This window comes from Agrobacterium tumefaciens (genome assembly GCA_025560025.1).
Lineage (GTDB): Bacteria > Pseudomonadota > Alphaproteobacteria > Rhizobiales > Rhizobiaceae > Agrobacterium.
This window is the reverse complement of sequence record CP048486.1, coordinates 226,446-240,970: the sequence shown is the minus strand read 5'-3', so window position 1 is coordinate 240,970 and position 14,525 is coordinate 226,446. Positions and strand designations below refer to the sequence as shown.

Genomic DNA, 14,525 nt, shown 5'->3' with positions numbered 1-14,525 from the left:
ACGGGAATGTCGCAGAGAGGCGCATGACGTCTTACGCCGCCTTGAGCGCGCAATGCGCATCGGTTGCTGCCGGCAGATGCAGATATCGCGATCCTCTGCAGGCCTTTAAAACAACCCCGTCGGTGCCGGCAAAATGCCTGGCATCGGTTTCGGAATCGATGATGCGCATGAAACTGTATTCCCCACCCTTGTTTTACAAAAAAGCTAACAAAACCGGACAATCATGTCCATAGTGTTGAACAATTTTTGTGTAATGCTCTACAAATACGCAGCTGCATTTATTTTGGGCGTGGGTGCCGGAGATCGATAACGGCTCCGATATATTCGACGCCATCCTCGGGCTTGACCCGAGGATGGCGGAGGAAGGATAAGCGGGCAAATTTTGCCGCGATGTCGAAATGGGAGGCGATTGTATCGCTCCCCGTGTTACAGGGTGAATAAAGAATACCCAAAAAGGATACCGAATATGACGAATAGGACAGGTGCGGTCAGGCTATCCGGCTTCCTGCGTTGTGCATCAATGGAGGATGTCGAACTGGTCGTGCGTCATCTGCCTGAGCATATCCGCCTGACGAGAGCGGAGCCGGGCTGTCTTTCCTTCGAGGTATCTCAGACCGACGATCCGCTGATCTGGCGGGTGGAAGAGCTTTTTATCGATCGGGACGCCTTTGATTTTCACCAGCAGCGGACACGCGCGTCTCAGTGGTTCGTTGCGACCTCCGCCATTCCACGGGACTATGAGATAACGACACTGGCGTGAATGAGGGCCGGCCGAGGAGGCATGCCTGCGGCTGCGGCTCGATTGAATATCGGCGATGCCGGTGGGCAGGCGTCCATGCCTATTCCCGCGGCATGCCGACCGGAGGCGCAAGGCGCCTTTGCGCGGCGATGCGGAAGGGCGCATTCATGGCGCCATAACCGCCATAGGCCCCACGTCTCTCGATGATTTCGAAGAAGAAACCTTCGCCAAAGGTGCGGCTGTATATCTGGAAATATTCGCCGTTGTCGTCGCGGTCGTAGAGAATGCTTGCCGCCCGCAGCGCATCGGAAAATTCCGGCTCCAGCCCGAAGCGCGCCTCGAGGTCGTCGTAATAATTGCGTGAGATGGGCAGTGCCTGAAACCCCCGGGCCCGCAACGCTCCTGCGGTGGCGAAGATATCGCTTGTAGCAAAGGCGATATGCTGGATGCTGGTGCCAAAACCTTCGGCCAAAAATTTGCCGGCGAAAGTCTTGCGATTGTCCGCGCCGTTCATGGTCAGGCGAAAATGCGGTGAAGGCACGCTTTCAATCGCCTGGCTGCGCACCAGCCCGCCGGGATCGACCACATCGACCATCGGCGTGCGGCGGGAGGAAAACAGCGACGTGTAAAACAGAAGCCAGGTCAGCATTTCATCGTAATGCGTTGTTTGCGCAAGATGATCGATACGGGTGAGATGAGCGTCGCCTTTCCCGGTCTGACCTTCTGCCGGCACAAATTCATTGTCCCAGATGGAAGCGAGTGCCGGGGAGCCGTCGAGGAAATAGATAACGCCATTGCCCACACCCTGAATGGCGGGGACGGCGACCTCGCCCGATCGGCGCGGCTCGGCAAAGGTTGGTGCACCGAGCGCTTCCGCACGGGCAAGGGCAGCCTGCGCGTCCGCGACCTTGAGTCCGAAAGCATAGGCATTGGTGCCGTGGATGGAATAGGACGCGCCGGCGAAACTGTCGCCGGTGCCACCGGTATTGATGACGATACGGATATCGCCCTGCGTATGGAGATCAACGTCACGGTTGCGATGCCTTGCGGTTTTTTCAAAGCCGAGCGTGGCGAGCAGCGCTTCCAGATTTGCCTTTTCTTCGGGTGCAGTGGTGAATTCGACGAATTCCACGCCTTGCGTCTCGACCCGTTCGGGCATGGCGGGCACATCGATGCGGATATCCGGCTCGAGGCGGCGTACCTGATCCATGAGGTTGACCAGCGAACGGTGGCCATCTTCGGCAAGCAGGCGGGCCGAGCCGCCGCGGAACTGGTCGTTGAAGATTTCGAGCGACAGCGGGCCGTTATAACCGGTTGCAGCCACGGCGCGCATGAAATCCACGACAGGCAGATCGCCTTCGCCCGGCATGTTGCGGAAATGGCGGCTCCAGTAAAGCAGGTCCATGTCGATCAGCGGCGCATCGGCCAGCTGCACGATGAAGATCTTGTCGCCGGGAATGGAGCGGATCGAATTGGGGTCGATCTTGCGAGACAGCGTGTGGAAACTGTCGAGAATGATGCCGACATTGGCGTGGTCGGCGCGGCGCACCACCTCCCAGGCATCGCGGTGATCGCTGATATGGCGGCCCCAGGCCAGCGCCTCGTAACCGACGCGCACACCATGTTTTGCGGCCAGTTCACCGAGCTGATGGAAATCGGCGGCGGCGCGGTCGATGCCGCCGAGCGAGACCGGCGAGACATTGGAGCAGATCAGCATCAGATCGGTGCCGAGTTCGCCCATGATATCGAACTTGCGCTGTGCTCTCTCGAAGGTGCGGGCCCGGTGCGGTTCCGGCATGCCTTCAAAATCGCGGAATGGCTGGAACAGGGTAATGTCCAGCCCGTGATCGGCCACCAAAGCCTTTACCTCGCGCGGGGAGGCGTCATAGGTCAGGAAATCGTTTTCGAAAATTTCCACGCCGGTAAAACCGGCCTTGGCGATGGCGGCCAGTTTTTCGGGAAATTCGCCGCTGATCGATACGGTTGCAATGGATGTGCGCATTGGCATGCTGTGTCTGCCTGTGTCATAGCTCGCCATATTGCCTTCCTTTTCAGCCTTATGTACTGATTGGTTAATAATCAGGGCGTGGCGACAGGCCAGCCGCCCCACCGATGGAATGGATCATGACCAAAAGCGCGACTTCGAACGGAACCCGAGACAGCCGGCAGGCGAAGCGCGATCCGGAGGGGGTTCGCCGCGACATTCTTTCGGTGGCCATGGAAGAGTTTTCGCAGAACGGCCTTTCCGGCGCCCGCATCGATGAAATCGCCGCCCGCACGCGCACGTCCAAGCGCATGATCTATTATTATTTCAGCGATAAGGAGAGCCTTTACCAGCGCGTGCTTGAGGAAGCCTATGCCAAGGTGCGCGGCGGCGAGAGCAATCTGGAGCTCGACGACCTTGAGCCGGCTGCGGCGCTCGACAAGCTCTGTCGGTTCACCTTTGACCACCACCGTCGCAACCCGGCCTTCATTCGCATGGTGATGATCGAAAACATCCATCACGGCCGGCATATGCAATCGTCGGAGACGATCCGCCAGCTCAACAGGCCGGCCATCGACGCGCTGGAAAGCGTGCTGCTGCGCGGGCAGAAGCGTGGCATCTTCCGTAACGGCATCGATGCGCTGGAACTGCACTGGCAGATCAGCGCGCTGTCTTTTTTCAACGTCTCGAATGTCGCGACCTTCTCGTTCATCTTCGGTGATAATCTGTTCACCGATGAGGGGCAGGACACACTGTCGCGGCATGTCAGCGACATGGTGCTGCGTTATGTGCTGACGCCCGGCCATATCACGACGATCGGGAAAGACGGTTGATCAGGTGGCGTAAAGCCACCTCATAACCTTCGATGCCGAGGCCGGCGATTACGCCTTCGGCGCGGGTCGAGACATAGGAATGGTGGCGGAAAACCTCGCGTTTGTGGATGTTGGAAATGTGAACCTCGATGACGGGCGCTTCGAAGGCGTTCAGCGCATCGAGGATGGCCACTGATGTGTGGGTAAAGGCGCCGGGATTGATGGCTATGCCTGATGATTTGCCCCGCGCTTCGTGAATCCAGTCGATCAACTCATATTCGCGGTTGCTCTGGGCAAAGAACAGTTCGTGGCCGGCGGCTTCGGTTATCCCACGGCAAATGGCTTCGATATCGGCCAGGGTCTCATAGCCATAGATTTCCGGCTGGCGCTGGCCGAGCAGGTTGAGGTTCGGGCCATTGAGGATGGTGAAAAGGCTCATGCCACACCCTCCGCCATGCAAAGTTCGGTGAAATGCGCCGTCATGCGCTGCGCATCCGGCTCGCGACCGCAGAAGAGGCGGAATGCGCCGACGGCCTGAAAAACGGTCATGCCGCCGCCGGGCAGGGTGCGACAGCCTTTTTTCGCCGCCGTCGCCAGAAGTTCGGTGACGAGCGGCATATAGACGATATCGGCCACCCAGTGCCGCTGTTCGATGAGATCGGCTGAAACCGGCATGCCGGGATGGGCGGGCATGCCCATCGGGGTGGCGTGGATGAGACCGTTGGCGAAGGGCAGGGAGGCGGACGGGTCCTCAACGGCAAAGGCGCGGCCTGCGCCAAAGCGGGCATTGAGCTCGAGAGCCAGTCGCTCCGCCCTTTCGAACTCGCGGTCGAAAATGTCTAGCCGAGCGATATCGAGCTTCAGCGCGGCATGCGCCACCGCGACACCCGCCCCACCCGCGCCGACGAGCAGCGCGCGATCCCGCTTCGCATCCGGCAAGCCACGCACGAAGCTTTCGTAAAAACCGTACCAGTCGGTATTGTGGCCGATGCGGCGACCGTCCTTGAAGACGACGGTGTTGACCGCGCCCAGCATACGGGCATCTTCCGACAATTCATGCAGGTGCGGAATGACCGCCTGCTTGAATGGGTGGGTGATATTGGTGCCGGCAAAACCGCGCGCTTCCAGCTCGTCGAGCAGGACGGGAAGGGCGCTGGCCGGGAGCTTGCGGGCAGTGACATCCACCAGCTCATAGGAATAATCGAGGCCATGGGCAGCCCCTTCGCGCATATGCAGCGCGGGCGATTTCGAAAGCTGGATATCGGCGCCAATGAGGCCGACCTTGAAGGCGGTTTTCTCTGTCATGATCCGGTGTCGTTCGTCGGTTCGGGGCGGGCTCCGCCTGCCTTCGGGTTGCTGGCGGGGTATTGAAACCCCTCCTTCGTCATCCTCGTCCTCGGGTTAAACCCGAGGATTGATCATCCGCTGAAACTCATGGATCCTCGGGGTCGAGCCCGAGGATGACGTCGTGTATGTCGAGAGGTCGCCACATGTCCGAGGGCAGACAGGCGAGCCTCAATGGTGGGCGAGAATTTCGCCGAGGAAGGTACGGGTGCGCTGGTGCTTGGGATCGCTGAAGAATTCTTCCGGCGGGCCTTCCTCGATGATCTCGCCTTCCGACATGAAGACCACGCGGTCGGCCACCTGCCGGGCAAAACCCATTTCATGGGTCACGCAGATCATCGTCATGCCGTCACGGGCAAGCCCGATCATGGTGTCGAGCACTTCCTTCACCATTTCCGGATCGAGCGCCGAAGTCGGTTCATCGAACAGCATGGCTTTTGGCTCCATGCAGAGCGCCCGGGCAATCGCCGCGCGCTGCTGCTGTCCGCCGGAAAGCTGGGCCGGATATTTGTCGGCCTGATTAAGAATGCGCACGCGCTCGAGATATTTGCGCGCCGTCGCCTCCGCATCGGCTTTCGAAAGCCCCTTCACCCGCATGGGCGCCAGCGTGCAGTTTTCCATGATGGTCTTGTGCGGGAAGAGATTAAAGCTCTGGAACACCATGCCCACCTCGCGGCGAACCGCATCGATGGCGCGGCTCGAATCCGAAAGCGTGGTCCCTTCGACCGTGATCTTGCCCTCCTGGATTTCCTCCAGATGGTTGATGCAGCGGATCAGGGTGGATTTTCCCGAACCGGACGGGCCGCAAAGGACGATTTTTTCACCCTTGCGAACCGTCATGTCGATATTCTTTAGCGCGTGGAAGGCTCCATACCACTTTCCAACCCCTTGAAGGGCGATAAGCGGAACCTCGGCAGTGGCGGATTGCGGCATGGAAACCTCCTGCTTACTTCACGGTGAAAGGGATGTCGGGCAGGCTGTCCGGGAAGGCCGGAACGTCGCGCTTCATCCACTTGTCGTAGATCTTGGCCAGCTGGCCGTCTGACTTGATCTTGTCGAGGAAGGCGTTGACGGTCTCGTTCCAGTCCTTTTCACCCGGACGGGTGCCGGCGCCGTTATAAAGCGTCGTCAGATCGAATTTCGGTTCGTATTTGCCTTCGGCGGCCTTGTTCAGGCGATCGCCATAAAACTGGTTGCCGCCGACAACCTCGACCTGGCCGGAGATGAGCGCCTGAATATTGGCGGCGTCATCATCAAAGCGCAGGATATTGGCCTTCGAGCCAGCGCCTGCCGTGATAGAGGTGTCCATCGCGCTCGACTTCGGCACGCCAACGGCAACGCCGGTCAGATCGTCATAACCGGCGATCTTCTTGTCTTTCGGACCGTAAACGGACAGCACGTTGCCGGCATAGGGCTTGGAATATTGAATGGTCTTGGCGCGCTCGGCGGTCATGCCCATGGTTGCGAACAGCAGATCGACCTTGCCGGTCAGAAGGGCGGGAATACGGTTTGCCACGGCAAGCGGCACGAATTCGACCTTGACGCCGAGATAGTCGGCAAAGGCCTTGCCGATATCGGCATCGAGACCATCCTGCACGCCGCTGGAATTGACGAAGCCCCATGGCGAATTGTCACCCTGAATGCCGATGACGACCTTGCCCTTGGCCTTGGCCTCTTCCACCGTGCCGGCGAAAGCATCGACCGGTGCGACAAAGGGCAGGGCGACGGTTGCTGCGGCAAGCGCGAGCAGGGTGCGACGTGAGAATTTCATAGTTCTGGTTTTCATCTTTTGCTCCTCCTTACAAAGCTGATGAGATGATCGTGACATTTAGCGGGATGCGGCCTGCAGCCGCTTTTCGACGCCGGCGCCCCACAGGGAAAGCGGCCAGCAGATCAGGAAATAGATGATGCCGACGATGGCGAAGACGGTGAGCGGGCGGAACGTCTGGTTGGAGACGATCTGGCCGGCGCGGGACAGTTCGACAAAGCCGACAATGGCCGCAAGCGAGGTGCCCTTGATGAGCTGCACCAGGAAGCCGATGGTGGCGGGCAGCGAGATCTTGAGGGCCTGCGGCAGGATCACATCCTTCATGCGGGAGACATAATGCAGGCCGAGCGCATTGGCGGCTTCCGTCTGGCCCTTCGGTACGGCCTGAATGCCGCCCCGCCAGATTTCACCGAGAAAGGCGCTGGCATGCAGCGTGAAGGCGATGGCGACGGCAATCCAGGCGTCGACATTGAGGCCAGCCAGCGCCACGCCGTAATAAACCACGAAAAGCTGCATCAGGAGCGGCGTGCCCTGGAAGACGGCGATATAGCCGGTGCTGGCGCGCTGGATCGTGGCATTATCGGCAACGCGGGCAAGCGCCACGCAAAGCCCGAAGACGCCGCCGCCGATGAAGCCGATCACGGTCAGCGCAAGCGTCCATTTCAGGCCTTGCAGCAGGAAGAAGAATTCGTTGGGACCGATGGATTCCATTGTCTTTTCCTCACTTGACCGGATAGCTGAACGACGCGCGGGAGATGAGCGAGAAAATGCCCATCATCAGCGAGGAAATGACCAGATAAAGCAGCGTGATCGAGAAATAGACCTCGAAGGACCGGAAGGTGTCCGCCTCGATCTTCTGGGCCACTGACGTCAGTTCGTAAGCGGCGATCGAGGTACAGACCGAGGTGGTCAGCGTCAGCATGATGAACTGGCTGGTGAGCGACGGATAGACCGCGCGCAGCGCCGGCTTCAGAATGATATGGCGGAATATCTGTGACCGGTGCAGGCCGAGCGCGAGGCCCGCTTCCACCTGGCCCTTGGGAATGGAATCCACACCGCCGCGAATGATTTCAATAGCATAGGCGCCGCCGTTCAGGGCGAGCGCAATGATGGCGGTGACGGTGGGGTTAAGCTTGATGCCGATCTGCGGCAGGGCGAAGAAGATGAAGAATATCTGCACCAGAAACGGCGTGTTGCGGATCGTCTCGACAAAGCCGATGACCAGGCCGCGCAGCAGCTTGAACCGCGAACGGCGGGCGACGACGCCGAGAACCCCGATGACGGTGGCGAGCGACATGCCTGCTATAGCAAGGCCGATCGTTGCCAGACAGGCCAAAAGCAGCTCGGGCAGGCGGTCTATGACCGCCGAAAAATCGAGACTGTAAGACATTCTTCCTCCCAACCCCTTCGGGTCCGAACAGGCGTTTCGCCTTGCTCGCATCGCTCTGGAAACCTTGTGGCCCCAAAGCCCTCCATTTGTTTTGTCCCGCTTCGGAAGCTCTTTTTCCTCTTCGCGCTGCAGGTCTTAACGTGAATGTTTGTACCAGTTAGTTCATTTTTGTGTCAAGCGCTTCACTCGGTTAAAAACAGCCTCAAAGCGGTTTTTTCTGTATTTTCTTCTTTTAAGAAAGTTGTTTTATATCAATGGCTAATGCGAAAAATCGCAAGCGGTTTCGACGCGCGGAAGCGTTGCCTCGGCTCCACCATGAGCATGCCAGGGGGCTGTTCTTTTTTGAAAACCGTCCGGCCCTTCGGCTAGCTTTCGTCAGCCCCCAGCCTGTCTATCTGCGCTGCGAGCCTTTCGGCGACCAGCAGTGAAGTTCCGGTTGCGGTCACCATTTGCGGCAGCGTCAGCCATTCCAGCATCCAGCCCGCGCCGGATCGTTCCTGTTCGTGGACGAGGGACTGGTGAAGTGCTGAAATCTGCACGGCGTTGAAGCGGGCAAGCGTTACCAGCGTTTCCGCATTGACCGGGTTCTGCTTGTGCGGCATGGCCGATGAACCGCCGCCGCCGGAGAGGCGGATTTCGCTGCCGAGTTCGGCCATCAGCGCAATATCCTGACCGAACTTGCCGAGCGTTCCGGTGACGAGCGACAGCAGATTGCCAAATTCGGCGATACCGTCTCTCTGATTGTGCCATTGCGGCCTGTCGGCAAGGCCGAGCCGTTTTGCGAGATCGGCGCGGACCGCGCCCGCATTGTCGCCGAGCTTTTCCAGCGTGCCGGCCGCGCCGCCAAATTGCAGGGCAAAGCCATTCTGGGCGAAGGTCTCTAGCCGCAGCAGATGACGTTCCAGCGGTGCGATCCAGCCCGCCGCCCGGTCGGCAACGGTGATACCGATGGCGGCCTGCATGCGTGTGTAACCTGTCAGCGGCTTGTGGCCGTCGCGCGAAGCGAGGTCACCCAGCGTATCGATGAGATGACCGAGGCGGGTGGCGATGATTTCCGCCGCCATCTTCAGCCGCAGCATCAGGCTGGTGTCGATGACGTCCTGGCTGGTCGCGCCGAAATGCACCTTGTCCGCTGCCTGACCGGCGACCGCCGCCCGCATCTGCCGGATGAGTTCCGGAACCACGACGCCATCCTTTGCGACGCCATGGCGAAGCGCGGTCATATCGGCGGCAAATTCTGAAAGCCCCGAAACGATGGCTTCCGCCACATCATCCGCAAAGATACCGGCCTCGGCTTCCGCCTGCGCCAGTGCCGTCTCGAAACGGACCATGGCGTCGATATCCGCTTTCGCCGAAAACAGTTCGACGATCTCGCTGTCGCCGAAAAGGCCGGACAGAAACGGATGTTCGAAGGGGGAAAGGCTCATTTCAGGTTTCGCTTTCGCTCAGATATCGAAAAACACCGTTTCGCCTTCGCCCTGGAGGCGGATATCGAAACGATAGATGTTTCCCTCTTCCTTCCTGGCAACAAGCGTGGCGATGCGGCTTTTCTGTTCCACGCGGGCAAGAACCGGATCGGCCGCATTGGCGGCCTCTTCCTCGGGGAAATACATGCGGGTTTGCAGGCCGATATTGATGCCGCGCGCCACGATCCAGAAGGTGATGTGCGGCGCCATCGGTCGGCCATCCCGGAACGGCACGGTGCCGGGCTTGATGGTTTCGAAGATGAATTCACCGGTATCCATGTCACCCGGCGAACGGCCCCAGCCGATGAAATTCGGATCGGCCTTGCCGCGGGTCTCGCTCGGGCTGTTGTAATAACCGTCCGTATCCGCCTGCCAGATTTCGATCAGGGCGTCCTTCAGCGGCATGCCTGCGCCGTCGTACACCGTGCCGCGCACGCTGATACGCTCACCGCGGGCCTTGTCGTTATAGAGCGCGCCGGATCCGAGATCCTTTTCGAATACGCCCTCGATGCCGACGAAATTGGGCGTGCAGCCGATATGGACATAGGGGCCTGCCGTCTGCGAGGCGGTTTCTTTGAAGTAGTTGAGCGGCTGAACCATGATCAGTTGCCCTCCATGCGGTTTTCGAACAGGGTCGAGCGGCGGCCACGCAGAACGATATCGAACTTATAGGCCAGCATGTCCATGGGCAGCGTCGCATTCATGTCCAGCGGCGCGATCAATCTTCTGATCGCATCCTCATCCGGTATGGTTTTGACGATCGGACATTTCCAGATCAGCGGATCGCCTTCAAAATACATCTGGGTGATGAGGCGCTGGGCAAACCCGTGGCCGAAGACCGAGAAATGGATATGGGCCGGGCGCCAGTCATTGACGCCGTTCGGCCAGGGGTAAGCACCGGGCTGAATGGTCTTGAACCAGTAATAACCGTTCTCATCGGTGATCGTGCGGCCGACGCCGCCGAAATTCGGATCGATGGCGGCAAGATAGCTTTCTTTCTTGTGGCGGTAGCGCCCGCCGGCATTGGCCTGCCAGAATTCCACCAGCGCGCCATCCACACCGCGGCCGCGCTCGTCCAGCACCCGGCCATGCACAAGAAGGCGCGGGCCGACGGGCATTTCGCCGGGGCGGGCATAGTTGAGGATGAGGTCGTTATCCAGCGGGTTCAGCATGCCATGACCGAAGACCGGGCCGGTGATCTCGCTTTTGGTGCCTTCGAGCGAAATCAGCGCGCGCTGGGGCGAGCGCAGGATCGAGGTCTTGTAACCGGGCGAATAGGGCAGCGGATGGATATTGCGGTCGCGTGCGAAGAACGGCCCTGTTTCGGGTGGCTGGTTGCTCATTTCGTCTCCTCCCCATCGCCAGAATTATCGGGGGAACTATCGGCTTTCATGCTGGCCAGGGCAAGCTTGGCGATCTTGAAAGCGTGGTTGGCGGCGGGCACGCCGGCATAGATCGCCACATGCAGCAGCGCCTCGCGAATATCCGCCTCTGTCGCGCCGGTATTGATGGTGGCACGCACATGCATGGCAAGTTCCTCATCCTGCCCGAGTGCGGCGAGCAGAGCGATGGTGACCATCGAACGCTCGCGCTTCGTCCAGTGGTTGCCGGACCAGACCGATCCCCACGCCGCTTCGGTGATGAGCTGCTGAAAAGGCTGGTCGAACCCGGTCGTCACCGTCTGCGCGCGGTCCACATGGGCATCGCCGAGCACAGCGCGGCGCGTTTTCATGCCCTGCTCGAATCTGTCGTTCTTGTCGATATTTTCCGCCATCTGTCAGTGCTCCGGCAAGGTCTTCAGAAAAATTGAGGCCGCCTGTGTGTAGGCGAGCGGCTGTTCAAGGCAGGGGATGTGGCCACAGCTGCCGATGGTGACGAAGCGGCTGGCGGGAATGAGACCCGCCAGCGACCGAACCAGCGCGGGCGGGGTCGAACCGTCCTGATCGCCCGCCACACACAATGTGGGAACCGCGATAAGGCCCGCCTCTTTCGTGAAATCCGCATCGCGAATGGCGGCGCAGGTGCCGCTGTAGCCGGCTTCCGGCTGTTGCGACAGCATGTTGCGCGCGCCCGCATAAGCCGCATTGTCCGGCTGACGGAAGGCGGGTGTGAACCAGCGCTCCATGACTGGATCGACCAGCGAGGCAAGGCCGTCAGCGGCGATCTTGTCGATGCGCGCATTCCACATCTCGGCGGTGCCGATTTTGTGGGCGGTGTTGCTGAGTATCAAGGCGCGGACGAGATCGGGGCGGCGGGCATAAAGCCCCTGGGCGATCAGGCCGCCGACCGACAATCCCCAGATGATCGCGCTTTTGACGCCGAGATGATCGAGAAGCGCGATCAGATCATCGGCATGATCCTCAACTGAATAGGGGGAGGTGCCGATGTCGGAAAGCCCGTGGCCGCGTTTGTCGTGCAGGACAAAAGCATAATCATCGCCGAGTGCTTCGATCACCGCATCCCAGATGCGGAAGTCGGTGCCCAGCGAATTGATGAAGGCGATGACCGGCTTGCCGCTTTCCAATCCGTGCGCACGGTAATGGATCGCGTTTTCGCCACAGCGCAGAAAATGCATGATGTGCTCCTCCCGCCGCGGATATTGCAAGCGCGTTCCGGTTAAGTAAAATGACATTATCGATGAAAATCATAACCCATGGATTATATGAGCGATGGTCGATCAACGCATCAAGTTCCGGCATCTTCAGACCTTCGTGGAGGTGGCGCGGCAGAAAAGTGTCATCCGCGCCGCCGAAATCCTGCATGTCAGCCAGCCGGCGGTGACAAAAACCATCCGCGAACTGGAGGAAATCCTCGGTGTCTCGCTGTTTGATCGCGAAGGACGCGGCATCCGCATCAGCCGTTATGGCGAGGTGTTTCTGCGCCATGCGGGCGCGACGATGACGGCGCTGCGGCAGGCGGTTGATTCGGTCTCGCAGGAGGCCGCACGCGCCGGCCCTCCCGTCCGGGTCGGCGCATTGCCGACCGTTTCCGTCAGGATCATGCCGAAGGCGATGGCGGGGTTTCTCGCGGAAAAAACCGGCAGCCCCGTCAAGATCGTCACCGGTGAAAACGCCGTGCTGCTGGAACAGTTGCGGGTCGGCGATCTGGACCTCGTTGTCGGGCGTCTGGCCGCGCCGCAGAAAATGACGGGCTTCTCCTTCGAGCATCTCTATTCAGAAAAAGTGCGGTTCGTGGTGCGTGCCGGCCATCCGCTGCTGTCTAACGGCGTTTCGGTTTTCGACCGGCTTCACGAGTTTCCCGTGCTGATGCCGACACGGCAATCGGTGATCGGCCCCATCGTCGAACAGTTCCTGATCGCCAATGGCGTGCCGGCGCTACCGATCCGTATTGAGACCGTGTCGGATGCCTTCGGCCGGGCGTATCTGCGCACCAGCGATGCCGTCTGGATCATTTCGGAAGGCGTGATCGCCGCTGACGTGGCAGACGGCATTCTGGCAATTCTGCCGGTTGATACCGGCGATACCAGCGGGCCGGTGGGGCTGACGGTCAGGGCCGATACCCAGCCGTCATTGCCGCTGTCGCTGTTGATGCAGGCCATTCGCGAAACCGCGAGTGAGTTGCTGGAACCGAAATCGGAAGCGACCTCCTGAGAAGCAAGCGGATGACGAAGTCCGAGCAATCCCTCTCCGTCATTCCGGCCTTGAGCCGGAATCCAGCCACGGCGCGTCTGCGCCGTGAAAAGAGTCTTCCGCGATCAAGGACTTGATCGCGCTGGACCCCGGATCAGGTCCGGGGTGACGGAGACGGAAATGCTACAGATTAACAAGCTGCTCTGTCTTATGCGGCTTTGTCGGCCTGGACCTCCTAATAAGGAAGCCCGACATAATTCTCCGCAAGTGCCGTGGAGGCGGCGCGGGAGTGGACGAGGTAATCCAGTTCCGCTTCCTGGATGCGCTGGCCAAAGTCGCCGGTATCGGGAAAACGATGCATCATCGTCGTCATCCACCAGGAAAAACGCACGGCCTTCCAGACGCGGGAGAGCGCCTTCTGCGAATAAAAATCGATGCCCGCCTCTGACCGGTCGCGGTAGAACTCGATCAGCGCTCCGCTCAGATAATGCACGTCGCTGGCGGCTAGGTTCAGGCCCTTGGCGCCCGTCGGCGGCACGATATGGGCGGCATCGCCGGCCAGAAACAGCCGTCCGAACCGCATCGGTTCGCAGACAAAGGACCGGAGCGGAGCGATGGATTTTTCGAAGGATTGGCCCGTCACCATGGCGTCGGCATGGTTTTCCGGCAGGCGGCGGCGGATTTCATCCCAGAAGCGTTCGTCGCTCCAGTCCTCCGGCCGGTCTTCCAGCGAACATTGAATGTAATAGCGGCTGCGGGTGTGCGAGCGCATGGAACAGAGTGCGAAACCACGCGGGTGGTTGGCATAGATGAGTTCATGGTTGACGGGCGGCACATCGGCCAGAATGCCGAGCCAGCCGAAAGGGTAGACCTTCTCGAATTCCTTGATCGCGCCCTGAGGTACCGATTTGCGGCTGACGCCGTGGAAACCGTCGCAACCCGCGATAAAATCGCAATCGATCCGGTGGGTTACGCCGTCTTTCTCATAGGTGACATAGGGGCTCGGGCCATCGAAATCATGCGGCTCGACATTCGATGCCTCATAGATCGTCAAAAGCCCCGCCTTTTCGCGCGCATCCATCAAGTCGTGCGTTACCTCGGTCTGGCCGTAAACCATCACCTGGCTGCCGCCGGTAAGATCGAAGAGGTCGATACGGTGGTCGCGCCCGTCGAAGGTCAGCGAAAAACCCTCATGCGGCAGGCCCTCTTTGCGTAGGCGTTTGTCAGCGCCAACCTTTTCCAGAAGATTGACCGTGCCTTCTTCCAGCACGCCGGCGCGGACGCGGCCGAGGATATAGTCCTTGCCGGCGCGGTCGAGAATGACGGTGTCGATGCCTTCTTTGGCAAGCAGCTGGCCGAGAAGCAGGCCTGAGGGGCCGGAGCCGATGATGACGACTTTTGTGCGCATTGTTTCCTCCCGGAATTGTCTCCT

General features: G+C 59.9%; 17 protein-coding genes. 3 read left to right on the top strand and 14 right to left on the bottom strand.

The features are described 5' to 3' along the window. Positions 1-31 precede the first annotated feature (31 nt). A complete protein-coding gene (locus FY152_15115; GenBank protein UXS33504.1) occupies positions 32-169 on the bottom strand; it encodes a hypothetical protein in 138 nt (45 codons plus the stop codon). 297 nt (positions 170-466) lie between these two features. Between FY152_15115 and FY152_15110 the strand changes: the two genes are divergently transcribed. After that, the gene (locus FY152_15110; GenBank protein UXS33503.1) at positions 467-760 is read left to right on the top strand and encodes an antibiotic biosynthesis monooxygenase; all 294 of its coding nucleotides are present in this window, start codon (positions 467-469) and stop codon (positions 758-760) included. A 79-nt stretch (positions 761-839) separates the two neighbouring features. On the opposite strand, the gene FY152_15105 is transcribed toward FY152_15110, so the two are convergent. Further along, positions 840-2,741 (bottom strand): TIM barrel protein, encoded by a 1,902-nt coding sequence (locus tag FY152_15105; GenBank protein ID UXS35075.1) that lies wholly within the window; start codon positions 2,739-2,741, stop codon positions 840-842. Positions 2,742-2,863: 122 nt separating this feature from the next. Between FY152_15105 and FY152_15100 the strand changes: the two genes are divergently transcribed. Beyond that, the gene (locus FY152_15100; protein UXS33502.1) at positions 2,864-3,556 is read left to right on the top strand and encodes a TetR/AcrR family transcriptional regulator; all 693 of its coding nucleotides are present in this window, start codon (positions 2,864-2,866) and stop codon (positions 3,554-3,556) included. On the opposite strand, the gene aroQ is transcribed toward FY152_15100, so the two are convergent. The 11 genes from aroQ to pcaD all read right to left on the bottom strand — a co-directional run bounded on the left by aroQ (position 3,531) and on the right by pcaD (position 12,078). Then, positions 3,531-3,974: a type II 3-dehydroquinate dehydratase gene (gene aroQ, locus FY152_15095; GenBank protein ID UXS33501.1), complete on the bottom strand. Its 444-nt coding sequence runs from the start codon at positions 3,972-3,974 to the stop codon at positions 3,531-3,533. The genes FY152_15100 and aroQ overlap by 26 nt on opposite strands. Continuing rightward, positions 3,971-4,840 (bottom strand): shikimate dehydrogenase, encoded by an 870-nt coding sequence (locus FY152_15090; protein UXS33500.1) that lies wholly within the window; start codon positions 4,838-4,840, stop codon positions 3,971-3,973. Before FY152_15090 ends, aroQ begins: the two co-directional genes overlap by 4 nt. Before the next feature lie 210 nt (positions 4,841-5,050). After that, positions 5,051-5,812: an amino acid ABC transporter ATP-binding protein gene (locus tag FY152_15085; GenBank protein ID UXS33499.1), complete on the bottom strand. Its 762-nt coding sequence runs from the start codon at positions 5,810-5,812 to the stop codon at positions 5,051-5,053. Positions 5,813-5,825: 13 nt separating this feature from the next. Next, positions 5,826-6,665, bottom strand: coding sequence for a transporter substrate-binding domain-containing protein (locus FY152_15080; GenBank protein ID UXS33498.1), 840 nt, complete (start codon positions 6,663-6,665; stop codon positions 5,826-5,828). Positions 6,666-6,707: 42 nt separating this feature from the next. After that, positions 6,708-7,358 (bottom strand): amino acid ABC transporter permease, encoded by a 651-nt coding sequence (locus tag FY152_15075; protein UXS33497.1) that lies wholly within the window; start codon positions 7,356-7,358, stop codon positions 6,708-6,710. Between the two features lie 10 nt (positions 7,359-7,368). After that, on the bottom strand, positions 7,369-8,037 hold the full coding sequence (locus tag FY152_15070; protein UXS33496.1) for an amino acid ABC transporter permease: 669 nt from the start codon (positions 8,035-8,037) through the stop codon (positions 7,369-7,371). 365 nt (positions 8,038-8,402) lie between these two features. Continuing rightward, the gene (locus FY152_15065) at positions 8,403-9,464 is read right to left on the bottom strand and encodes a 3-carboxy-cis,cis-muconate cycloisomerase (protein ID UXS33495.1); all 1,062 of its coding nucleotides are present in this window, start codon (positions 9,462-9,464) and stop codon (positions 8,403-8,405) included. An 18-nt stretch (positions 9,465-9,482) separates the two neighbouring features. Next, entirely contained in the window at positions 9,483-10,103 is a 621-nt protein-coding gene (gene pcaG / locus FY152_15060; GenBank protein UXS33494.1) for a protocatechuate 3,4-dioxygenase subunit alpha, read from the bottom strand. 2 nt (positions 10,104-10,105) lie between these two features. Next, a complete protein-coding gene (gene pcaH / locus FY152_15055; GenBank protein UXS33493.1) occupies positions 10,106-10,846 on the bottom strand; it encodes a protocatechuate 3,4-dioxygenase subunit beta in 741 nt (246 codons plus the stop codon). Then, the gene (pcaC, locus tag FY152_15050; GenBank protein ID UXS33492.1) at positions 10,843-11,277 is read right to left on the bottom strand and encodes a 4-carboxymuconolactone decarboxylase; all 435 of its coding nucleotides are present in this window, start codon (positions 11,275-11,277) and stop codon (positions 10,843-10,845) included. Before pcaC ends, pcaH begins: the two co-directional genes overlap by 4 nt. A 3-nt stretch (positions 11,278-11,280) precedes the next feature. Beyond that, on the bottom strand, positions 11,281-12,078 hold the full coding sequence (gene pcaD, locus FY152_15045; GenBank protein UXS33491.1) for a 3-oxoadipate enol-lactonase: 798 nt from the start codon (positions 12,076-12,078) through the stop codon (positions 11,281-11,283). A gap of 94 nt (positions 12,079-12,172) precedes the next feature. Here pcaD and pcaQ point away from each other — a divergent pair, with 94 nt between their 5' ends. Then, positions 12,173-13,114: a pca operon transcription factor PcaQ gene (gene pcaQ, locus FY152_15040; GenBank protein ID UXS33490.1), complete on the top strand. Its 942-nt coding sequence runs from the start codon at positions 12,173-12,175 to the stop codon at positions 13,112-13,114. A 214-nt stretch (positions 13,115-13,328) separates the two neighbouring features. On the opposite strand, the gene pobA is transcribed toward pcaQ, so the two are convergent. Continuing rightward, positions 13,329-14,501 carry a 4-hydroxybenzoate 3-monooxygenase gene (pobA, locus tag FY152_15035; protein UXS33489.1) on the bottom strand — a complete coding sequence of 391 codons (1,173 nt, stop codon included), beginning with the start codon at positions 14,499-14,501 and terminating at the stop codon, positions 13,329-13,331. Positions 14,502-14,525: the final 24 nt, after the last annotated feature.